Genomic DNA, 19,997 nt, shown 5'->3' with positions numbered 1-19,997 from the left:
GGATCACGAGTACTGCTTCGGCGTGGAAAGTGACTCACTGATGAGGGATCGTGCCTGGCACGTTGTTGGGTCCTGAAGGTACGGCCGTAAGGTTGATCTTCAGTGCCGGCCCCAGTGAACTCGCCAGCTTGTCTGGTGGGGTGATGGGTGGCTGGTCGTTGTTTGAGAACTACACAGTGGACGCGAGCATCTGTGGCCAAGTTTTTAAGGGCGCACGGTGGATGCCTTGGCACCAGGAACCGATGAAGGACGTGAGAGGCCGCGATAGGCCCCGGGGAGCTGCCAACTGAGCTTTGATCCGGGGGTGTCCGAATGGGGAAACCCGGCAGTCGTCATGGGCTGTCACCCACTGCTGAACACATAGGCAGTGTGGAGGGAACGAGGGGAAGTGAAACATCTCAGTACCCTCAGGAAGAGAAAACAACCGTGATTCCGGGAGTAGTGGCGAGCGAAACCGGATGAGGCCAAACCGTATGCGTGTGATACCCGGCAGGGGTTGCGCATGCGGGGTTGTGGGAATGAGCTTGACCGGTCTGCCGGCCGGTCGGCGAGTCAGAAACCGTTGATGTAGTCGAAGGACATGCGAAAGGTCCGGCGTAGAGGGTAAGACCCCCGTAGACGAAACATCAGCGGCTTGCTTGCTCATCTCCCAAGTAGCACGGGGCCCGAGAAATCCCGTGTGAATCTGGCGGGACCACCCGCTAAGCCTAAATATTCCCTGGTGACCGATAGCGGATAGTACCGTGAGGGAATGGTGAAAAGTACCGCGGGAGCGGAGTGAAATAGTACCTGAAACCGTGTGCCTACAAGCCGTGGGAGCGTCGCCGTTGTTCTTCGGAACAACGGTCGTGACTGCGTGCCTTTTGAAGAATGAGCCTGCGAGTTAGCGGTGTGTAGCGAGGTTAACCCGTGTGGGGAAGCCGTAGCGAAAGCGAGTCCGAATAGGGCGATTGAGTTGCACGCTCTAGACCCGAAGCGGAGTGATCTAGCCATGGGCAGGTTGAAGCGGAGGTAAGACTTCGTGGAGGACCGAACCCACCAGGGTTGAAAACCTGGGGGATGACCTGTGGTTAGGGGTGAAAGGCCAATCAAACTCCGTGATAGCTGGTTCTCCCCGAAATGCATTTAGGTGCAGCGTCGTGTGTTTCTTGCCGGAGGTAGAGCACTGGATAGGCGATGGGCCCTACCGGGTTACTGACCTTAGCCAAACTCCGAATGCCGGTAAGTGAGAGCACGGCAGTGAGACTGTGGGGGATAAGCTCCATGGTCGAGAGGGAAACAGCCCAGAGCATCGACTAAGGCCCCTAAGCGTACGCTAAGTGGGAAAGGATGTGGAGTCGCAGAGACAACCAGGAGGTTGGCTTAGAAGCAGCCACCCTTGAAAGAGTGCGTAATAGCTCACTGGTCAAGTGATTCCGCGCCGACAATGTAGCGGGGCTCAAGCGTACCGCCGAAGTCGTGTCATTGCAGCAATAGGGCCAACGCCCGCTGTGATGGGTAGGGGAGCGTCGTGTGCCGGGTGAAGCAGCAGCGGAAGCTAGTTGTGGACGGTTCACGAGTGAGAATGCAGGCATGAGTAGCGATACACACGTGAGAAACGTGTGCGCCGATTGACTAAGGGTTCCTGGGTCAAGCTGATCTGCCCAGGGTAAGTCGGGACCTAAGGCGAGGCCGACAGGCGTAGTCGATGGACAACCGGTTGATATTCCGGTACCCGCTTTGAAACGCCCAATATCGAATCAGGCGATGCTAAGTCCGTGAAGCCGTTCCGGACCCTTCGGGGAAAGGAAAGTGGTGGAGCCGACGAACCAGACTTGTAGTAGGTAAGCGATGGGGTGACGCAGGAAGGTAGTCCAGCCCGGGCGGTGGTTGTCCCGGGGTAAGGGTGTAGGCCGAGGGGTAGGCAAATCCGTCCCTCATTAAGGCTGAGACCTGATGCCGAGCCGATTGTGGTGAAGTGGATGATCCTATGCTGTCGAGAAAAGCCTCTAGCGAGTTTCATGGCGGCCCGTACCCTAAACCGACTCAGGTGGTCAGGTAGAGAATACCGAGGCGTTCGGGTGAACTATGGTTAAGGAACTCGGCAAAATGCCCCCGTAACTTCGGGAGAAGGGGGCCATCACTGGTGATCGGACTTGCTCCGTGAGCTGGGGGTGGCCGCAGAGACCAGCGAGAAGCGACTGTTTACTAAAAACACAGGTCCGTGCGAAGCCGTAAGGCGATGTATACGGACTGACGCCTGCCCGGTGCTGGAACGTTAAGGGGACCGGTTAGTGCACTTTCGGGTGTGCGAAGCTGAGAACTTAAGCGCCAGTAAACGGCGGTGGTAACTATAACCATCCTAAGGTAGCGAAATTCCTTGTCGGGTAAGTTCCGACCTGCACGAATGGCGTAACGACTTCTCGACTGTCTCAACCATAGGCCCGGTGAAATTGCACTACGAGTAAAGATGCTCGTTTCGCGCAGCAGGACGGAAAGACCCCGGGACCTTTACTACAGTTTGATATTGGTGTTCGGTTCGGCTTGTGTAGGATAGGTGGGAGACTTTGAAGCAGCCACGCCAGTGGTTGTGGAGTCGCCGTTGAAATACCACTCTGGTCGTGCTGGATGTCTAACCTCGGTCCGTGATCCGGATCAGGGACAGTGTCTGATGGGTAGTTTAACTGGGGCGGTTGCCTCCCAAAGGGTAACGGAGGCGCCCAAAGGTTCCCTCAGCCTGGTTGGCAATCAGGTGTTGAGTGTAAGTGCACAAGGGAGCTTGACTGTGAGACCGACGGGTCGAGCAGGGACGAAAGTCGGGACTAGTGATCCGGCGGTGGCTTGTGGAAGCGCCGTCGCTCAACGGATAAAAGGTACCCCGGGGATAACAGGCTGATCTTCCCCAAGAGTCCATATCGACGGGATGGTTTGGCACCTCGATGTCGGCTCGTCGCATCCTGGGGCTGGAGTCGGTCCCAAGGGTTGGGCTGTTCGCCCATTAAAGCGGTACGCGAGCTGGGTTTAGAACGTCGTGAGACAGTTCGGTCCCTATCCGCTGTGCGCGTAGGAATATTGAGAAGGGCTGTCCCTAGTACGAGAGGACCGGGACGGACGAACCTCTGGTGTGCCAGTTGTCCTGCCAAGGGCATGGCTGGTTGGCTACGTTCGGGAGGGATAACCGCTGAAAGCATCTAAGCGGGAAGCCTGCTTCAAGATGAGTATTCCCACCTCCTTGAGAGGGTAAGGCTCCCAGTAGACGACTGGGTTGATAGGCCAGATGTGGAAGCCCGGTAACGGGTGAAGCTGACTGGTACTAATAGGCCGAGGGCTTGTCCTCAGTTGCTCGCGTCCACTGTGTTAGTTCTGAAATAACGAACGGCTGTGAAAACACCAGCGTTCAAATTTCATAGTGTTTCGGTGGTCATAGCGTTAGGGAAACGCCCGGTTACATTCCGAACCCGGAAGCTAAGCCTTTCAGCGCCGATGGTACTGCAGGGGGGACCCTGTGGGAGAGTAGGACGCCGCCGAACAATCATTGCGGAAGCCCCGCACCAGACCTTTACGGGTCCGGTGCGGGGCTTTTCTGCGTTCACCGGCCGAATCCGGGCCGGCTGCGGAGCCAGAAATGCGAGTGAGCCGGCGGTGGGGCGTCGTTAGGATCCAGCCATGAGCAATGACTACGTGATCAGGGCCGTACGGGGCGACGAGTGGGAGAAGGTCAAGGAGCTGCGGTTGGCCGCCTTGAGGGATCCGGCCGCGGCCGTGGCCTTTCTCGAAACGGAGGAGAACGCGCTCGCCCAGGACGACGCGTACTGGCAGCAGCGTGCCGCGGGGGCTGCCGAGGGGCGCGGTGCCAGGCAGCTCGTCGCCGAGGCGGGCGACGGGCGGTGGGTCGGGTCCGTGACCGTACTCATCGAGGCGCAGGGCAGTAGCGACTTCTTCGGGGAGGTCGTCGAGCAGCAGCAGGGCCACGTGGTCGGGGTGTTCGTACGGCCCGAGCAGCGGGGCAGCGGGCTCGTGGAGAGGCTGTTCGATGCCGCGCTGGAGTGGGCTTGGTCGCTGGAGGAGCCGGTGACCGAGCGGGTGCGGCTGTTCGTGCACGAGGACAACGCGAGGGCCGAGGCCTTCTACCGGCGGTACGGGTTCGAAGCGAGCGGTCTGCTGATACCGCTGGAGACCGGCGCGAAGGAGCGGGAATACGTCTTCGCGAAGCCGGACGGACCCGTCGCGGGCGCATGAGGAGGGAGGCGGACGCACCCGTCGAGGAGCGACGCCTGTTCGTCGAGTGCCATGCCGACGAGACCGCACTGGCGGCCTTCGGGCAGGCGCTGCCACCCCTCGCCGCGAACGAGGCGGCCGTGTTCCTTGGGTTCTGCTACGCAGACGTCCCCGTGGGCAGGCGGTTCGCGTGCTGCTTCCGGCGTGACGACCCGAGTGACGTCGAGCTGGTGACCGCGACCGTGGTCGCGGTGACGCAGCAGTTCGGGCACGCCTGGGACCACATCCCCCACGGGTGGAAGACGTTGGCGGTGTTGAGGTTCGAGCCCGGGATCCCCGCGATGGTGCACGACCTGCCGCAGGGCGGTGTGTGGTACGACCATCGCGCCTCGGTGTGTGTCGCGGACACGGACACGTGGGAGGCGCAACAGACGGCCTAGGGGAGATCCGCCTCCGGCCAGCGGCTGTGGGCCTGTTCGCGGCTGCGGCACAGGGCGAGGAGGGGGAGCGTCTCGTCGGTCAGGAGCTCCGGGAGCTGGGGGACGGGGGCCACGGCCGCCACGTCGTCCAGGATCAGGGACAGTGGTGGGTCGAGCCGACCGTGGGATGACCGTGCGGCCATGCGACGGCCGTGCTCGACCACGTGAGCGGCGAGTGCGGTCAGCAACGGCATCGCACCCGGGTGGGTGCGGGGGTCTTCCAGAGGTTCGCCCACCACGTACAGGCTGCCCCCTTCGCCCAGGAACGAAGCCAGAGCGAGGGAATCACTTCGGTTCGGGTTGCAGGCCTCACGGATGTGGATCGAGGTCAGGCTGGAGAGGGCACGGGCCGTCAGGTGCTGTGCCTGCTCGCGTCGTTCGGGGTGGGCGGTCAGGGCGCTTTCGAGCTCGCCGGCCGCGCCGGGGGCGGCCTGGGGGTGGGTGCGCAGGATGCGGACCGGCTCCTGGGCCCCGTTGCCCTGGGTCCAGCGGTGGAGCTGCTTGAAGGGGCGGTCGTCCAGGGCGGCCGCCTGGAGCCAGCTCCGCATGAGCGTTTCCGCGGTGTCCGCGACGGCCGCGTCCAGACGGGCCTGCGGGCGTACGGGGGCCAGCAGGGCGGTCGCGCGGGCGGCGGCGGTGTCGCGCTCGGCGCAGCCCTCGGCCGGGTTCCAGTGCATGCGGGCCGGGGTGTCGCACAGGTGCGACGGGTCGTAGAGGAGGACCGGGCCCAGTTTGGCCCGGGCGTCCTTGGTCTCGGCCCAGAGGGTGGGGGAGGAGGTCACGATGAGCGAGGCGCCCTCCGTCTCCTGGATGCGCCGTGCCGCCGCGCGGAACCTGTCGTTCGGGCCGCCGTAGCCCATGCGGGGCTGCCGGGTCGCCGGCGCGGCCGGTGCGTAGCCGAAACCGTAGCGGTAGGCCTCGTCCGCCGGGGGAGCCGTACGGCCCGCTGCGCGTACGGGGGCTGGTGGCGTCGGTCCGGCCGGGGACGCCGCGAACTGCGGATCCGCGGGTGCGGGCGAGTTCGCGGGCGCGGGAAGGGGCGCGGGAAGGGGCGTCGCGAGAGGCGTGTCGAGGGGAGCGGCGAGAGGCGCAGGGATGGCCGCGGGGTCCGGATGCCGGGGTCGTGGCGGTGCCGCGTGGTCCGCCGCGGCCTGTTTGGCGAGGGCGCGGCGGGACTTGGTGCGGGCGAACACGCCGATCGCGAAGACGATGAGCACGAACAAGACCAGCAGCTGGCTGATGAACAGGCCCCAGAACAGGCCCCAGCCGGACAGGGCCGCCGGGTCGGTGTCCGGCCAGGCGCCCGCGACGTCGTGCGGTTGCGTTATCAGGGCGCGGACGGCTCCCGGGGTACGGGCGAAGGTGACCGTGTCCGGCCAGGCCCCCTTGGCGAAGAAGGCGGCGAGGCCGGTGGCGGACCAGACCAGGACGGCGAGGCCGAGGAGGAAGGCCAGGAGGCCGACCAGCAGGCCGTCCGGTACGCCGCCGGCCGCGCGGGGCTCCGTACGTCTTGCGTCGTGCATGGTCAGGCCACCGTGGTCGCGGAACCCGGGCCGCCGTTGCCGCGGCGGCGTTCGATGGACAGGGCCCGTTCCTCCGCTTCCAGTTCGGCGGCGAGCATGTCGTCGTGGAGCAGGGCGGGGGCGGAGGACTCGGTCATGGCGCGGTCCGTGTAGACGAGGGGGCGTTCGGCCTCGGTGATGAGGTGTTTGACGACCTGCACGTTGCCGTTGACGTCCCACACGGCGATGCCGGGGGTGAGGGTCGGGATGATCTCGACCGCCCAGCGGGGGAGTCCGAGTACGAGGCCGGTCGCGCGCGCTTCGTCCGCCTTCTGGGCGTAGATGGTGCGCGTGGAGGCCATCTTGAGGATGGCCGCGGCTTCGCGGGCGGCCGCGCCGTCGACGACGTCCGAGAGGTGGTGGACGACGGCGACGAAGGACAGGCCGAGGCGGCGGCCGAACTTCAGGAGGCGCTGGAACAGCTGGGCGACGAAGGGGCTGTTGATGATGTGCCAGGCCTCTTCGACGAGGAAGATGCGCTTCTTGCGGTCGGGCCGGATCCAGGTGTGCTCCAGCCAGACGCCGACGATCGCCATGAGGATCGGCATCGCGATGGAGTTGCGGTCGATGTGGGAGAGGTCGAAGACGATCAGCGGGGCGTCGAGGTCGATGCCGACGGTCGTGGGGCCGTCGAACATGCCGCGCAGGTCGCCGTCGACGAGGCGGTCGAGGACGAGTGCCACGTCGAGGCCCCAGGCCCGGACATCGTCTATGTCGACGTTCATGGCTTCGGCGGATTCGGCTTCGGGGTGGCGCAGTTGGTCGACGATGTCGGTGAGGACCGGCTGGCGGTCGCGGATCGTGTCGACGACGTAGGCGTGCGCGACCTTGAGCGCGAAGCCGGCGCGCTCGTCGAGGCCGTGGCCCATGGCGACTTCGATGATGGTGCGGAGCAGCGCGAGCTGTCCGGTCGTCGTGATCGCCGGGTCGAGGGGGTTGAGGCGGATCCCGGCGTCGTTGGCGGCGATGGGGTCCAGGCGGATGGGGGTTATTCCCAGCTGCTGGGCGATGAGGTTCCATTCGCCCACGCCGTCCTCGCCCTGGGCGTCGAGGACGACGACCTGGCGGTCCTTGAAGCGGAGCTGGCGCAGTACGTAGGTCTTCTCCAGGGCGGACTTGCCGTTGCCGGATTCGCCGAGGACGAGCCAGTGGGGTGCCGGGAGCTGCTGGCCGTACAGCTGGAAGGGGTCGTAGATGTAGCCCTTGCCGCTGTAGACCTCGCGGCCGATGATGACGCCGGAGTCGCCGAGGCCGGGGGCGGCGGTGGGCAGGTAGACGGCCTGCGCCTGCCCGGTGGAGGTGCGTACGGGCAGGCGCGTGGTTTCGACTTTGCCGAAGAGGAAGCTGGTGAAGGCGTCCGTCAGCGCGGACATGGGATCTCGCATGGGCGGCACTTCCCTCCAGCTAGCGTCGGATGCCGGTGGCGAACGGCAGGGTGTTGACGAAGGCGCGGTGGTGCTCGCGGTCGCACCACTCCAGCTTCAGGTAGGACTTGCCGGCCGAGGCGCGGATGGTCCGCTTGTCGCGGGCGAGGGCTTCCGGGGATCGGGAGGACACCGTGATGTACCCGACGAGGTTGACTCCCGCTGCACCGCTCGCGAGATCTTCACCTCTTTGGTCGAGTCGGCCGTGGGCGGCGATGTCGCGGGGGTCGACGGTCCGGTTCATCTTGGCGGCGCGGGAGGCGTCGGCCTCGTCGTTGGTCTTCTCCGTGAGCATGCGCTCGATGGCCACCTCGGTGGGCTCCAGGTCCATGGTGACGGCGACGGTGCGGATGACGTCCGGGGTGTGGACGAGGAGGGGGGCGAGGAAGTTGACGCCGACGGGGGTCATCGGCCATTCCTTCACCCAGGCGGTGGCGTGGCACCAGGGGGCGCGGGTGGAGGACTCGCGGGTCTTGGCCTGGAGGTAGGTGGGTTCGACCGCGTCGAGTTCGGCCGGCCAGGCGTTGCGCTTGGTCATGGCCTGGATGTGGTCGATGGGGTGGTCCGGGTCGTACATGGAGTGCACGAGGGAGGAGAGGCGGCCCTGGCCCAGCGGCTGGCGGACGCGGATGTCGGCCTCGGCGAGGCGGGCGCAGATGTCGGTGAGCTCGCGGGCCATGACGATGGCGAGGCCGGCGTCGCGGTCGAGCTTGCGGCCCTTGTGGGGGGTGCCGGCGCGGGCGATGGTGTGGGCCTCGGCGGCGAGGTCGCGGGTGTAGTGCATGCAGGCGACGAGGTAGGCGCGGTGCTGCTCGGAGGAGGTCGACACCATCGACTGGAGCTGGTCGTAGGAGTCGCGCAGCCAGCCGGGGGCCTGGGTGTCGCCGCGCTGGGCGACGTCCTTGGCGTGGGCGTCGGGGTCGGCGGGCAGCGTGCGGGCGAGCATCTGGAGGCGGGTGACGAAGCCGTCGCCGTTGGCCACGTGCTTGAGGAGGGTGCCGAAGCGGTCGACGAGGGCTTCTTGGTCCTCGCTGTCGCGCAGGCCGACGCCGGGGCCCTCGATCTCGATGGCCGCGGTGACCGTTCTGCGGTCGGCGTGGAGGAGGACGGCGATCTCGTCGGGGCCGAAGGGGGCGGCGAGCCAGCTGATGCGGCCGATGCCCGGGGGCGGTCCGACCTCGACCTCGCGGCCGTCGGAGCCGCGTACGCCGGCTTCCATGGCGCCGGAGCGGTAGGTCGTACCGCGGCGCAGGGTGCGCTTGTAGCTGCGGCTGATCTCGAACCAGCGGTAGAAGGTGCGGCCCTTGTACGGGACGTACACGGCGGCGAGCGCGAGCATGGGGAAGCCGGCGAGGCTGACGATGCGCAGGGTGAGGTCGGGGACGAGCAGTCCGCTCATCATGCCGAAGAAGGCCCCCGTGATGATCAGGGCGATCTCGCCGGTCTCGCGGTTCTTGCCGACGATCGCGTTCGGCCGGGCCCGGCCGATGAGATACGTGCGGCGGGGCGCGACCGGGTGCAGCTGATGGGACTGGGTCGTCAACGCCCGTCACCTCCTGTGTTCCTCGTGCTCGAACTCGTGCGGGGCGGGGGCGCGGCGGACGGGACAGATCCGCCGCCGGATCCGCCGCCGGAGGTGGGGCGGCTGCTGTGGGCGGCCACGCCTCCGGAGATGGGGTTGGCGGGGCGGGGCGCGCTGCCAGCGCCGCCGTCGCCGCCGCGGTGGGCGCCGCGGCTGCTGTGGGTCTTGATGCCCTGCGAGACGAGGGAGGCCGGAGAGCTGATGACGGCGGCGGCCTGGGCGCCGTCGGTGGCCTTGCTGCGGTTGGAGCGGGCGGAGGCGATCTCGTCGCCGAAGCCGGGGACGAAGCGGTAGATCATCGCGGAGGCGAAGATCGCCAGGAGGATGATGGCGAGGCCGGTGACGACGGCGGAGAAGGCGCCCTGGCCCTTTTCGCCGGCGAGGGCTCCGGCGAGGCCGAGGACGATGACGATGACCGGCTTCACGAGGATGACGGCGATCATGATGCCGGCCCAGCGGCGGACGTGGCCCCATAGGTTCCGGTCGACGAGGCCCGCGTAGACGACGACGCCGAGGAGGGCGCCGACGTAGAGGAGGGCGGCCCGGATGAACAGCTCCAGGAACAGGACGCCCGCGGCGAGGACGGTGACGAGGGCGACGACGATCAGCATGATCGGGCCGCCGCCGATGTCGTTGCCCTTCTTCAGGGCCTCGGAGAAGGAGCCGAAGAAGACGTCGGTCTGGCCTCCGCTGGCGGCGGCGATGACCTCGGTGACGCCGTCGGTGGCGGAGACGACGGTGTAGAGGATCAGGGGGGTGAAGGCGGAGGCGAGGACGGTGAGCCAGAGGAAGCCGACGGCTTCGGAGAGGGCGGTGGTGAGGGGGACGCCGCGGACGGCTCGCTTGGCGACGGCGAAGAGCCAGAGGACGAGCGTGAGGATGGTGGAGGCGGCGAAGACGACGGCGTACTGCTTGAGGAAGGCGGGGTTGGTGAAGTCGACGTTGGCGCTGCCCTTGACCGCTTCGCTGAGCTTGCCGACGATCCAGGCCGCGGCGTCGGCGCAGCCCTTGGCGAGGGAGGCGAGGGGGTTGAGGGCGTCGGAGGGGTCGCTGGGGGCGAGGCCGGTTGCCGGGGCCTGGCCGCTGGAGCCGCGCTCGCAGTAGTCCTTGGCGGGGCCGCGGATCAGGTCGCAGGGGTTGTTGCTCGCCTGCGGACCAGGAGTCGGGGTGGGGCTGGGAGTGGGCGCCGCGACTGCTCGGGTCGCGAGGAGCACGGCGGTGACCTGCACCACGGCCACGACGGCCGTGAGAGACAAGCTGCGGCGGTCAGCGCGCATAGGTGAGTCCCCCGAACTGTGACACCGCGGCGGCCATCTCTTCCGCCGAGGCAGCGGACTGGTCACGGCCCACCGGAGCGGGGCCGTCCTTCTGCGTGAAGTCGGAGACCCGCCAGTCGTCGCCCACCCACCGGAGCTCGAACGTGTTCGTGTACCAGCTTTCGGAGACCGGGTTCTTCGAGCCCTCGCCCGCGAGGCCGAACAGCGCCGAGTACCAGACGGAAACGGTCGCGGTGTCGCCGCTGAACTTCTCGACCTTCGTACCAACCGGGTTGACGCGGGAGATGAAGGTCAGGCCCTTGGGGGCCTTGCCGCCGGCTTCGAGACCGATGCGGGCCAGGAACCCCTGGTCCGCGTACACCTTGTCGAGGTCGCTCTGACGCGCTGCGGCCACGTCGGGCAGGTACACGGCCTGGACGATCGCCCGCCTGCGGGCGGCGTCGAACATGCCGTCAGAACTGAGTGCCACCGCGTAGTTGGCGGCCGCCGACTGGGCTCCCTGTTCGTCGTGGGCGAAGCCCTTGGGGATGCCCGAGGTCTTGCCCGTGACAGGGTCCGTGCCCGTCGGGGACGTGGAAGTGGTGGTCGGGGGCTTGTCCGCCGTGGGGGATTGCGGGGTGTCCGGGCCCTGGTTCGCGAACGCGATTGCGGCGATCAGGAGGACCACCACGCCGACCACCGTGATCAGGCTGCGGGAGGTGCGGGGCGTGCGGCGGGTGGGGCCGTACGGGTCGGCGGGGGAGTCCGGGAGGCGGGTACGGGTCTGGCCCGTACCGCCGTACTGGTCGTCGTTGCTCATTCCGTTTCGGCCCCCTCGTTCCCGCGTAGGCGCGGTGTGGTGATTCCTCATCAAGTACGGCCGCGGTGGCCCGCTAGACGGCCATTCCGTAGACGATGGTGAAGAGGGTGCCCAGGGAGCCGATGATGAAGACGCCCGTGAGGCCGGCCACGATCAGGCCCTTGCCCTGTTCCGCGCTGAACGTGTCGCGCAGGGCGGTCGCGCCGATGCGCTGCTTGGCCGCGCCCCAGATGGCGATGCCGAGGCAGAGGAGGATCGCCACGGCCATGACCACCTCGATCATGACCTTCGCTTCGTTGCCGAGACTGCCGAACGGCCCCCAGTTCGGGGCGATTCCGCCGATGATGGTGGTGATGTCGCCCTTTTCGGCTGCCAGGATCATGTAACTCACCGCCCCTGTATGGGTAGTTCCGAAAGCCCGTGCCCGACGGCAGGGGTCACGCACTATCTTCGCTGATGAAACCGCCGCCGTCGTCGACTTGACGGCTCTCTTTACCCGATCCTCCGGTCCGCGCCCCGCCCCTGCGCTCTGACCTGGGCAGGGGCGGTGAGTATGCGAAAGAACGCATGGTCACTCTGTGTATCACGGGGGGTGACCCCGGGCAATGATTGTCGTCTCGGCGTACGGGGGGTGGCGTCCCTCGTCAGTGGGGGCGTTGTCACGGGCGTTGTCAGTGGGGTCCGGCAGGCTGGGGAGCATGACGACGACTCCGTGGACCCTTGCCGATGTAGAGGCGGCCATCCGGGCGGGCTGGTCGGCCGAGACCTCCGAGCCGGCCGACACGTCGCGGATCCCCTGGTCGGCCGAGAATCCGGCCTGGGGGCAGTGCGACATCACTGCCGTGGTCGTGCAGGACATCGTGGGCGGGGAGCTGGTGCTGGGCGAGGTGTTCCACGGCGGCCGGCAGGAGGGGTACCACTGGTGGAACCAGCTGCCCGGGGGGATACGGATCGACCTGACCCGGGAGCAGTTCCGGCGGGGCGAGACCGTGACGCCGGGGCGGGTCGTGCAGCGGCCGCCGGGGCGGCTGCCGAGGCGCTGGGAGGAGTACCAGCTGCTGCGCAGGCGGGTCATCGACAAGCTGGGGCCGCTGCCGGGTGTGATGCGGACGGCGGACGGGCGGCGGCTGGTGTACACGGACTTCGGCGGGCCGGGGGCGCCGCTGCTCGCGCTGCACGGGCACTTCCAGGACGGCAGGAGCTTCGAGGAGCTGGCCCGGGAGGTGGGGCCGGCGTGGCGGGTGATCGGCCTCGACCAGCGGGGGCACGGGGCGTCGGACCGGGCCGCGGAGTACACCCGGGAGGGGTACGTGGCGGACGCGGCGGCCGTCCTGGAGCACCTGGGGCTGGGGCCCGCGGTGGTCGTGGGGCACTCGCTGGGCGGGGTCAACGCGTACCAGCTGGCGGCGCGGCGGCCGGATCTGGTGCGGGCGGTGGTGGTCGAGGACATCGGGGCGGTGGTCGAGGGCGACCTGTCGTACGCGCGGGATTGGCCGAGGCGGGCCGCGACCCGGGCGGGGTTCCTGGCGGGGCTGGGGAGCGCGGCGCCGCACCTGGCGGGTGTCCTTCGGGAGTACCCGGACGGGTGGGGGACCGCGAGCGACGTCGAGGACGTGGTGGAGTCGCAGCGGGCGCTGAACGGGGACCACTGGGAGGACTGGCTGGCGGTGCGGAAGCCGACGCTGCTGGTGCGGGGGGACCGGAGCGGGGTGCTGTCCGCCGAGCACGCGCGGGAGATGACCTTGCGGAGGGCCGGGGTGCGGTTGGCCGAGCTGCCGGCCGGGCACGGGGTGCGGGCCGGGGACCCGGAGGGTTTCTACGCCGCTGTGCGGGGGTTCCTGGCGCGGGTGTGAGGGCTGGTCCCGGCCCGGCCCGGCCCGGCCCGGCCCGGCCCGGGCCGGGATCAGGTCCAGTGGGAGGGGCGGGTGAGGGAGGAGGGGATGCGGGTGGTGGGGTCGCCCTGGGCCGCGTTGAGCTGGGGCTGGGTGAGGAAGACAGCGCCGCGGAGGTCCGCGCCGCGCAGGTCGGCGTCGCGGAAGTCCGCGCCGATCAGGTCGGCCGTGCGGAGGTCGGCGCGGCTGAGGTCGGCGGCGATCAGGTAGGCGCCGCGGAGGTTCGCGCCGCGCAGGTCCGCGCCGGAGAGGCGGGCGCCCATCAGGTCGGCGCCGCGGTGGTTCTTCTTGCGGCCCGGCACCTTGGCCCGTACGAGCTCGCTGGTCTTGAGCAGCAAGGTGTTGATCTTCTGGCGCAGCGCGCCCACGTCGAGGTCGGCGAGGGACCCGGCTTCGGCGCGCGTCCACGCTTCGGTCTCCGCGAGCGCGTCGCGCAGCTGCGCGTGGACCGGGGCGGCGTCGGGGAGGGTCAGGGCCTCGGCGAGGTAGAAGAGGAGCTCGTGCAGCTGCCGCATCACGGGGAAGACGTCGAACATCCGGCGGGCCGTGCCGGGGTCGGAGCGCCAGTCGCGTCCGCCGAAGGTGACCTGGGAGACCTGCTGGCCCGCGCCGAAGCAGTCGAAGACGGTGCAGCCCTGGAAGCCCGAGTCGCGCAGCCGGGTGTGGATGCCGCAGCGGAAGTCCTCCCGGAGGTTCTTGCAGGGGGTTCCGGCGGGCTTGTTCACGGCGAAGTCGCTGGACTTGGCGAACGGCAGGGCGACGCAGCACAGTGCGAAGCAGTTCGCGCAGTCGGCTTGCAGGACGGGCAGGGCGGGCAGGGCGGCGGGGGTACTGGACACGTCGTCCATTGTCACCGCTCGGGGGCGGTGAGCCGCATCTGGACAGCGGTCCAGCGGACCCCGTCGACCTCCTCGACGTCCTTGATGATCTCCTCGGTACGGAATCCGAGCCGCTCGTAGATGCGGATCGCCGCGGTGTTGTGGGCCCAGACGCCGAGGCTGAGTTCCGGCAGGCCCAGCTCGCCGAAGCAGAGTTCGACGGCCTGGGTGACGAGGGCCCGGCCGTAGCCCATGTCGCGGGTGTCGGGGGCGATCAGTACGCGGCCGAGGCGGGTGCCGGCCACCGAGACGTGGCCGACGCGGTACTTGTCGGGGGTCACGGCGGTCCAGATGCGGCGGCCGGGCTCGGCGGCGTAGGCGGCGAGCTGCGCGTCGTCCAGGGGCCAGGTGAAGGAGGGGCCCGCCCAGGTCATCAGCTCGGCGGGGGTGGTCACCCACGCGCGCAGCAGCGGGGCGTCCTCGGCGGGCCGGTAGGGGTACAGGGAGAGCAGGTAGGGGAAGGTCATCTCTCAAGTATCCGCATGGCGAACGGTGTTGATCGGGAAGCCCGGCCCGGTGAGCATGCCGGTATGACAGAAGTGATCGCAGTCGCCGTCATCACCCTTCTCGCCGTGATCAGTCCCGGCGCCGATTTCGCCATGGTGGTCCGCAACAGTTACCTCTACGGGCGGCCCACCGGGCTGTTCGCCGCCGCCGGGGTCGCGGCCGGGGTCCTGGTCCACGTCTCGTACACGATGCTCGGGGTCGGCCTGCTGATCGCCTCCTCCACCGCGCTGTTCACCGTGATCAAGCTGGCGGGTGCGGCCTACCTGGTGTGGATCGGGATCCGCACCTTCCGGGCGCGGACCGAGGTGGCCGTGGATCTGGAGTCCGGGCCGGGGCTGACGCCGCTGGGGGCGATGCGGTCGGGGTTCTTGACCAATGTGCTGAACCCCAAGACGACGCTGTTCGTGGTGTCGACCTTCACGCAGGTGGTCGGCCCGGACACGCCGGTGTGGCAGCAGGCGGGCTATGGGCTGTTCATGTCGGCGGCGCACTTGGGCTGGTTCGGGGCGGTCGCGCTGTTCTTCTCGAACTCCCGGCTGCGGGACCGGATGCTGAAGGCGCAGAAGGCGCTGAACCGGGCCATCGGCACGGTGCTGGTGGGGCTGGGGGTGGGGCTGGGATTCGCGCGCTGAGCGGGCGGCGGGCGGTCGCCGAGCGGTCGCCGAGGGGTCGACGCCCGGCCGCCGCGGGGCTGGTATCCGTGGTTACCTGTCGGTAGCGTGCGGGGTATGGGTGCTGTCGAGGGGTTCTTCGAACGGGTGGACACCGGGCGGTACACCGCCACCGAGTACACGCGCGGGCCGTGGGACCCGGGCTCGCAGCACGCCGGTCCGCCGGCGGCCCTGCTCGGCCGGGCCGTCGAGGAGCGGCCGGGTGCGCGCGCGGACATGCGGATCGCCCGGATCACGTACGAGATCCTGCGCCCGGTGCCGATCGGCGGGCTGGAGGTCACCACCAGCGTGCTGCGGGCCGGGCGCGGTACGGAGGTCGTGGAGGCCGCCCTCACCCCGGCGGGCGCGGACGCCCCGGTGATGCTGGCGCGCGCCCTGCGGATCCGGGTGGCCGAGGAGGCGGTGCCGGCCGTCGTGCCGGGGCCGCAGCTGCCGACGCCCGGCGAGGCCGTCGTCACGTCCTTCTTCCCGGTGCCGTGGGACACCGGCTACCACACCGCCATGGAAGCCCGCTTCACCGAGGGCGCCTTCATGGAGCTGGGCCCCGGCACCTGCTGGATGCGGATGAGGGTGCCGCTCGTCGCCGGGGAGGAGATCCGTCCGCTGGACCGGGTGCTGGTCGCCGCCGACTCCGGCAACGGCATCAGCTCGGTGATGGACTTCAGCCGGTTCGTGTTCGTCAACGGCGACCTGACGGTCCACCTGCACCGCCATCCGGTCGGCGAATGGGCCTGCGTGGAGTCCCGTACGAGTGTGGACGCGGCCGGCATCGGTCTCGTCGACGCCCGGCTCCACGACGAGAAGGGCCCCATCGGGCGCAGCGCGCAGAGCCTTTTCGTCGCCCCCAGGTAGCGGCCGGCCCGGGCGCGTAGCCGGGCCGCCGTGCCCCCGGCCGCCGGTCGTGCGGACTGGACTGCGGTCTTCTGCCGCGTCGAGGATGACCCCACGAAGTACGCGGGCATCGCCTGTTCGGGCTTCTGAGTGGGGTAGTACGACTGCGACACGGCCGAATCACACGTTGAAGTGACGTGGATGGGGGAGGGTTGACGGGTGCGTAGATTCTGGATGGCCGGCGGGATCGGGATCGGGCTGTGTCTGACCTTCGTGGTGCTGCTCGTCGTGGGGACGTACTCCGCGGCCGCGGGCCTGGTGGGTGCGGGGGCGGGCGGTCGTGCCGTCGGCCTCGCGAAGGGGGCGGTCCCCGCCAAGTACCAGGTGCTGGTCGAGAAATGGGGCAATCTCTGCCCGGCCATCAGTCCGCCGCTGCTCGCCGCCCAGCTGTACTCCGAGAGCGGCTGGAACCCGAGCGCCGTCAGCCCCGCCGACGCGCGCGGGATCGCGCAGTTCATCCCGGGTACCTGGGCGGGGCACGGCATCGACGGTGACGGCGACGGGGACCGGGACATCTGGGACCCGAACGACGCGATCCCCTCGGCGGCCTCGTACGACTGCGAGCTGGCCAAGGACGTGGCGAGCGTGCCGGGTGACGCGGCGTCCAACATGCTCGCGGCCTACAACGCGGGTGCCTACGCGGTCATCAAGTACGCGGGCGTGCCGCCGTACAAGGAGACCCAGGGCTACGTGAAGGCGATCACGACGCTGGCGAAGAGCTTCGAGCGGCCCGTCGGCCGGGTCGCGCCCTCGCAACAGGCCGCCGGGGCCATCTACTTCGCGCAGAAGCAGCTCGGTACCCCGTACCTGTGGGGCGGCAACGGAACGCCCGACCAGGACGGGCGGTTCGACTGCTCGGGGCTGACCAAGGCCGCGTACGAGACGGTGGGGATCGAGCTGCCGCGTGTGGCCAACGACCAGTACAACGCCGGTCCGCATCCTTCGCGCGACCAATTGCTCCCCGGTGACCTGGTGTTCTTCTCCGATGATCTGACGAACTCCCGGGAGATCCGGCACGTCGGGCTCTACGTGGGCGGCGGCTATATGATCAATGCCCCGTACACCGGTGCCGTGATCCGTTTCGACAAGATCGACACGCCCGACTACTTCGGTGCGACGCGCGTGACGAAGGACGGCGCGCAGGCCCTTCCGGAGCGCGCGGCGGCGAGCAAGGCGCCTTAGTAACTCCCCGTTAGGCAAAGGCCCTGAGCTGCGACGGCGAGTCTCTCTTCGATAACGTTGGAGTGATCATTCAGTGGAGAGTGGAACGTAGTCGCCAGAACGGGCGTTCCATGGACGCGGGGGTTGATCAAAACGGGGGTCGAAGGGGCGCACACCGGCGTGCGCCCGCAGGCGAACCACGGCAAGGGCAAGGGGCCGCATCACCATGGCTGGACTCACAACCGGTGGGCCGAACGTGGATGTCAGCCTGCTGTACGAGATCAACGGAGCGGCCCGGCACGCCCCGGACTGGCTGGACCGGATCGTGGTCCTGGCCGGTGAGTACGGGATCCCGCTGGCCCTGGTGCTCCTGATCCTCTGGTGCTGGCACGGTGCCCGCCACCAGGACGAGAGCACGGCCGTGGAGTCCTTCGCCGCGCTGGTCTGGGCCCCGCTGGCCGCCGGGCTGGCGCTGCTCGTGAACGCGCCGCTGCGCGAACTGGTCGGACGGCCACGGCCGTTCCTCCAGCACGAGGGCCTGCAGGTGCTCGAACCCGCCCTCGGCGCCCACCTCGCGCGGCCGGAGTTCTCCTTCGTCAGCGATCACGCCACCCTCGCGATGGCCCTGGGCGTCGGCCTGTTCGTGGCCAGCCGCAGGCTCGGCCTGATCGGGATCGGGCTGGCCTTCGCCGAGGGGGTGTGCCGTGTGTACACGGGCGTCCACTACCCCACCGACGTGATCGGCGGGTTCGCGCTCGGCACCGCCGTGGTCCTGGTCCTCGCGCCGCTCGCGATGGCGCTGCTGACCCCGGTGGTGCGGGCGGTGGCCGGATCGCCGCGCCTGGGCCGACTCGTACGCGCCAAGGGCCGGACCTGGCCCCGGCCCGTCGGCCTGGCCCAGCCGCAGACCCCGCCGGCCGGGCAGCGCACGCACGAGAACGACCTCGCCGCCTGAAGCCCCCGGCCGCCGGTCCCCTGAAGTACTGATGTCCCGGCCTGTCCGCGGGCCGTTCAGGCGTGGGCGTACGACTTCCATACGGCGAGCAGCAGGGCCGCCAGCAGGCACAGCCCCGCCACCCCGAAGCAGATCCGCACCGCCGTAGGACGATTCCTGGGGGGCGTCACGGGTCGCCGCCCTCGACGCGCCGCCTACCCGCCCCGTCCGCGCCGTCGCCGCGGCGGTGGTGGGAGCGCAGCCATAGCCCGGTGGCCACGGCCGCCACGGTCGTCAGCCCGATGGCCAGGGCCACATCGCCCGGTCCGTCCGCCGAGCCCAGGGGCCGGGCCCAGGCCGTGGCGGCCGTGGCCCCCAGGATGTCGAGAGCGATGAGCAGGGCCCAGAGGAGGGCCGCGGGGCGGGCTGCGGGTCCTGACATGAGTCAAGGGCATCCGCTGCGCGGGGCCCCGGCCAGCCGGAGCCGTCCGAACGGGCGACCCCCGCCCTCGCCCGCTACCCCGCCGTGTGCCGGGAGGCGTCCCTGCGCGCCAGATCGCGGGAGCGGCGGGCCGGCCCGGTCCATCCGCAACTGCAGACGGCCAGGCAGAACGAGCCGCGTTCGGCGGTGGAGGTGGAGTGTCCGGTGGGCTGCTGCGGCGGCTGGGATGGCGGCGCCGAGCCTCCCGGGGCGGGCCGCGGCGGCTGGAGCGGCACGGAGAAGGCAAGCGGAGGAGGCAGCGTCGCTTCGGTGTGCGTTTCCACTCCACCACCGTACCCGGGCCGGACGCGGGCCGGGGAGGTGTTCGGGCCGTGACGGGAAACCCCTGACCTCGTTAAGCGGAGCGGGTGGGGGCCTCGGGCAAGCAGCGGTCACGCGTTGGGGGTTGGCAGGCGATGGTGGTTCACCAGCACAGGCGGCCGCGCGGACGTGCGGGTGAGGCGCTGCTCGCCGCCGGGGTCACCCTGGCGGTCACGGCGCTGAGCGGCTGCGCGGTCGGCGGCGCGAGCGACGACCGGCCCCCGGCGGACGCGGCGGCGGTGGTCCGCGGGGCCGCCGACGTGCTCGCGAGGACGGGCAGCGCCCAGGCCCGTACGGCCATGGAGATGGCCACCGGCGGCACGCGGGTCACCATCCGCGGCGAGGGCGGGGTCGACTTCAAGAAGCGGATGGGCCAGCTGCTGGTCATGCTGCCGGCCGACGTGAAGGGCAAGGCCGAGCACCGGCCCATCACCGAGCTGCTGGTGCCGGGCGCGCTCTACATGAAGAACCGGGGCGCGGGCGTTCCCGACGACAAGTGGGTCCGGGTCGACACGACGGCCCTCGCCGACGGGAACCTGGTCACGGGCGGAGCCACCGATCCGCTGATCGCGGCCGAGCTGCTGCGGGGCGCGCGGGAGGTCACGTACGTCGGGGAGACCGAGGTGGCCGGCACCAAGGTGCGGCACTACCGGGGGACCACCGACATCGGGCGGGCCGCGGGGAGCGCGTCACCGGAGGCCAGGGGCGCACTGGAGGCGGCGGCGAAAGGGTTCAGCACGGACACCGTTCCGTTCGACGCGTACCTGGACGAGGAGGGGCGGCTGCGGAAGGTCCGCCACCGCTTCACGTACGTCAACAATGGCGTGATCGATGTCTCGTCGACCACGCTGCTGTACGGATTCGGGACGCCGGTGACCGTCGTATTGCCCGCAAGCGGGGACATTTACGCCGGGAAGATCGCCGAGTAGCGGGGGTGGGCC

Annotated in this window: 18 protein-coding genes and 2 rRNA genes; 10 read left to right on the top strand and 10 right to left on the bottom strand. The window is 69.2% G+C overall.

All coding sequences use genetic code 11. The features are described from left to right. The first annotated feature begins 194 nt into the window (after positions 1–194). From OG429_RS18535 to OG429_RS18520, 4 genes are all read left to right on the top strand, one after another. Positions 195–3,316: ribosomal RNA gene (locus tag OG429_RS18535) — 23S ribosomal RNA — on the top strand. Positions 3,317–3,392: 76 nt separating this feature from the next. Further along, positions 3,393–3,509, top strand: a 5S ribosomal RNA gene (gene rrf / locus OG429_RS18530). 136 nt (positions 3,510–3,645) lie between these two features. Further along, positions 3,646–4,218, top strand: a complete 573-nt coding sequence (locus OG429_RS18525; RefSeq protein ID WP_328926428.1) for a GNAT family N-acetyltransferase — start codon at positions 3,646–3,648, stop codon at positions 4,216–4,218. Further along, entirely contained in the window at positions 4,215–4,637 is a 423-nt protein-coding gene (locus tag OG429_RS18520) for a hypothetical protein (protein WP_328926427.1), read from the top strand. The genes OG429_RS18525 and OG429_RS18520 overlap by 4 nt, the downstream gene beginning before the upstream one ends. Here the strand turns inward: OG429_RS18520 and OG429_RS18515 are convergent. The 6 genes from OG429_RS18515 to OG429_RS18490 all read right to left on the bottom strand — a co-directional run bounded on the left by OG429_RS18515 (position 4,634) and on the right by OG429_RS18490 (position 11,702). Further along, positions 4,634–6,199, bottom strand: coding sequence for a type VI secretion protein (locus OG429_RS18515; protein WP_328926426.1), 1,566 nt, complete (start codon positions 6,197–6,199; stop codon positions 4,634–4,636). The two genes, OG429_RS18520 and OG429_RS18515, sit on opposite strands and share 4 nt — an antisense overlap. Before the next feature lie 2 nt (positions 6,200–6,201). Then, complete coding sequence (locus tag OG429_RS18510; RefSeq protein ID WP_328926425.1) at positions 6,202–7,623, bottom strand: ATP-binding protein; 1,422 nt, start codon at positions 7,621–7,623, stop codon at positions 6,202–6,204. Between the two features lie 19 nt (positions 7,624–7,642). Beyond that, complete coding sequence (locus tag OG429_RS18505) at positions 7,643–9,205, bottom strand: SCO6880 family protein (RefSeq protein WP_328926424.1); 1,563 nt, start codon at positions 9,203–9,205, stop codon at positions 7,643–7,645. Then, positions 9,202–10,521, bottom strand: coding sequence for a hypothetical protein (locus OG429_RS18500; RefSeq protein ID WP_328926423.1), 1,320 nt, complete (start codon positions 10,519–10,521; stop codon positions 9,202–9,204). Before OG429_RS18500 ends, OG429_RS18505 begins: the two co-directional genes overlap by 4 nt. Continuing rightward, on the bottom strand, positions 10,511–11,320 hold the full coding sequence (locus OG429_RS18495) for a hypothetical protein (RefSeq protein ID WP_328926422.1): 810 nt from the start codon (positions 11,318–11,320) through the stop codon (positions 10,511–10,513). The genes OG429_RS18500 and OG429_RS18495 overlap by 11 nt, the downstream gene beginning before the upstream one ends. Positions 11,321–11,393: 73 nt before the next feature. Next, positions 11,394–11,702 carry a hypothetical protein gene (locus tag OG429_RS18490; RefSeq protein ID WP_008742356.1) on the bottom strand — a complete coding sequence of 103 codons (309 nt, stop codon included), beginning with the start codon at positions 11,700–11,702 and terminating at the stop codon, positions 11,394–11,396. Positions 11,703–12,018: 316 nt separating this feature from the next. On the opposite strand from OG429_RS18490, the gene OG429_RS18485 reads away from it, so the two are divergent. Beyond that, the gene (locus OG429_RS18485; RefSeq protein WP_328926421.1) at positions 12,019–13,173 is read left to right on the top strand and encodes an alpha/beta fold hydrolase; all 1,155 of its coding nucleotides are present in this window, start codon (positions 12,019–12,021) and stop codon (positions 13,171–13,173) included. Between the two features lie 50 nt (positions 13,174–13,223). On the opposite strand, the gene OG429_RS18480 is transcribed toward OG429_RS18485, so the two are convergent. Together OG429_RS18480 and OG429_RS18475 are read right to left on the bottom strand one after the other, a co-directional pair. Further along, a complete protein-coding gene (locus OG429_RS18480; protein WP_328926420.1) occupies positions 13,224–14,060 on the bottom strand; it encodes a pentapeptide repeat-containing protein in 837 nt (278 codons plus the stop codon). 2 nt (positions 14,061–14,062) lie between these two features. Next, complete coding sequence (locus tag OG429_RS18475) at positions 14,063–14,557, bottom strand: GNAT family N-acetyltransferase (RefSeq protein WP_328926419.1); 495 nt, start codon at positions 14,555–14,557, stop codon at positions 14,063–14,065. Positions 14,558–14,620: 63 nt separating this feature from the next. Here OG429_RS18475 and OG429_RS18470 point away from each other — a divergent pair, with 63 nt between their 5' ends. The 4 genes from OG429_RS18470 (at position 14,621) to OG429_RS18455 (ending at position 18,275) form a co-directional block, all read left to right on the top strand. Then, positions 14,621–15,229 (top strand): LysE family translocator, encoded by a 609-nt coding sequence (locus OG429_RS18470; RefSeq protein WP_328926418.1) that lies wholly within the window; start codon positions 14,621–14,623, stop codon positions 15,227–15,229. 96 nt (positions 15,230–15,325) lie between these two features. Beyond that, on the top strand, positions 15,326–16,120 hold the full coding sequence (locus OG429_RS18465; RefSeq protein ID WP_328926417.1) for a thioesterase family protein: 795 nt from the start codon (positions 15,326–15,328) through the stop codon (positions 16,118–16,120). Positions 16,121–16,333: 213 nt separating this feature from the next. Beyond that, entirely contained in the window at positions 16,334–17,341 is a 1,008-nt protein-coding gene (locus OG429_RS18460) for a C40 family peptidase (RefSeq protein ID WP_328930331.1), read from the top strand. A gap of 205 nt (positions 17,342–17,546) precedes the next feature. After that, positions 17,547–18,275: a phosphatase PAP2 family protein gene (locus OG429_RS18455; protein WP_328926416.1), complete on the top strand. Its 729-nt coding sequence runs from the start codon at positions 17,547–17,549 to the stop codon at positions 18,273–18,275. Positions 18,276–18,441: 166 nt separating this feature from the next. Here OG429_RS18455 and OG429_RS18450 read toward each other — a convergent pair whose 3' ends face one another. Together OG429_RS18450 and OG429_RS18445 are read right to left on the bottom strand one after the other, a co-directional pair. Further along, positions 18,442–18,696, bottom strand: a complete 255-nt coding sequence (locus OG429_RS18450; protein WP_328926415.1) for a hypothetical protein — start codon at positions 18,694–18,696, stop codon at positions 18,442–18,444. A gap of 74 nt (positions 18,697–18,770) precedes the next feature. After that, complete coding sequence (locus OG429_RS18445) at positions 18,771–19,019, bottom strand: hypothetical protein (RefSeq protein WP_443051269.1); 249 nt, start codon at positions 19,017–19,019, stop codon at positions 18,771–18,773. 132 nt (positions 19,020–19,151) lie between these two features. Here OG429_RS18445 and OG429_RS18440 point away from each other — a divergent pair, with 132 nt between their 5' ends. Further along, on the top strand, positions 19,152–19,985 hold the full coding sequence (locus OG429_RS18440) for a hypothetical protein (protein WP_328926414.1): 834 nt from the start codon (positions 19,152–19,154) through the stop codon (positions 19,983–19,985). The last annotated feature ends 12 nt before the right edge of the window (positions 19,986–19,997 follow it).

The organism is Streptomyces sp. NBC_00190, from assembly GCF_036203305.1.
Taxonomy (GTDB): domain Bacteria; phylum Actinomycetota; class Actinomycetes; order Streptomycetales; family Streptomycetaceae; genus Streptomyces.
Note: the sequence above shows the minus strand (reverse complement) of the source record. Positions and strands in the feature narration are given on the sequence as shown.

Bases quoted from the DNA above. Each gene is read 5' to 3' on its own strand.
- OG429_RS18450 (WP_328926415.1), bottom strand. From the start codon at position 18,696: ATGTCAGGACCCGCAGCCCGCCCCGCGGCCCTCCTCTGGGCCCTGCTC.
- OG429_RS18465 (WP_328926417.1), top strand. From the start codon at position 15,326: ATGGGTGCTGTCGAGGGGTTCTTCGAACGGGTGGACACCGGGCGGTAC.
- OG429_RS18520 (WP_328926427.1), top strand. From the start codon at position 4,215: ATGAGGAGGGAGGCGGACGCACCCGTCGAGGAGCGACGCCTGTTCGTC.
- OG429_RS18480 (WP_328926420.1), bottom strand. From the start codon at position 14,060: ATGGACGACGTGTCCAGTACCCCCGCCGCCCTGCCCGCCCTGCCCGTC.
- OG429_RS18475 (WP_328926419.1), bottom strand. From the start codon at position 14,557: ATGACCTTCCCCTACCTGCTCTCCCTGTACCCCTACCGGCCCGCCGAG.
- OG429_RS18460 (WP_328930331.1), top strand. From the start codon at position 16,334: ATGGCCGGCGGGATCGGGATCGGGCTGTGTCTGACCTTCGTGGTGCTG.
- OG429_RS18515 (WP_328926426.1), bottom strand. From the start codon at position 6,199: ATGCACGACGCAAGACGTACGGAGCCCCGCGCGGCCGGCGGCGTACCG.
- OG429_RS18455 (WP_328926416.1), top strand. From the start codon at position 17,547: ATGGCTGGACTCACAACCGGTGGGCCGAACGTGGATGTCAGCCTGCTG.
- OG429_RS18510 (WP_328926425.1), bottom strand. From the start codon at position 7,623: ATGCGAGATCCCATGTCCGCGCTGACGGACGCCTTCACCAGCTTCCTC.
- OG429_RS18440 (WP_328926414.1), top strand. From the start codon at position 19,152: ATGGTGGTTCACCAGCACAGGCGGCCGCGCGGACGTGCGGGTGAGGCG.
- OG429_RS18495 (WP_328926422.1), bottom strand. From the start codon at position 11,320: ATGAGCAACGACGACCAGTACGGCGGTACGGGCCAGACCCGTACCCGC.
- OG429_RS18470 (WP_328926418.1), top strand. From the start codon at position 14,621: ATGACAGAAGTGATCGCAGTCGCCGTCATCACCCTTCTCGCCGTGATC.
- OG429_RS18525 (WP_328926428.1), top strand. From the start codon at position 3,646: ATGAGCAATGACTACGTGATCAGGGCCGTACGGGGCGACGAGTGGGAG.
- OG429_RS18500 (WP_328926423.1), bottom strand. From the start codon at position 10,521: ATGCGCGCTGACCGCCGCAGCTTGTCTCTCACGGCCGTCGTGGCCGTG.
- OG429_RS18490 (WP_008742356.1), bottom strand. From the start codon at position 11,702: ATGATCCTGGCAGCCGAAAAGGGCGACATCACCACCATCATCGGCGGA.
- OG429_RS18485 (WP_328926421.1), top strand. From the start codon at position 12,019: ATGACGACGACTCCGTGGACCCTTGCCGATGTAGAGGCGGCCATCCGG.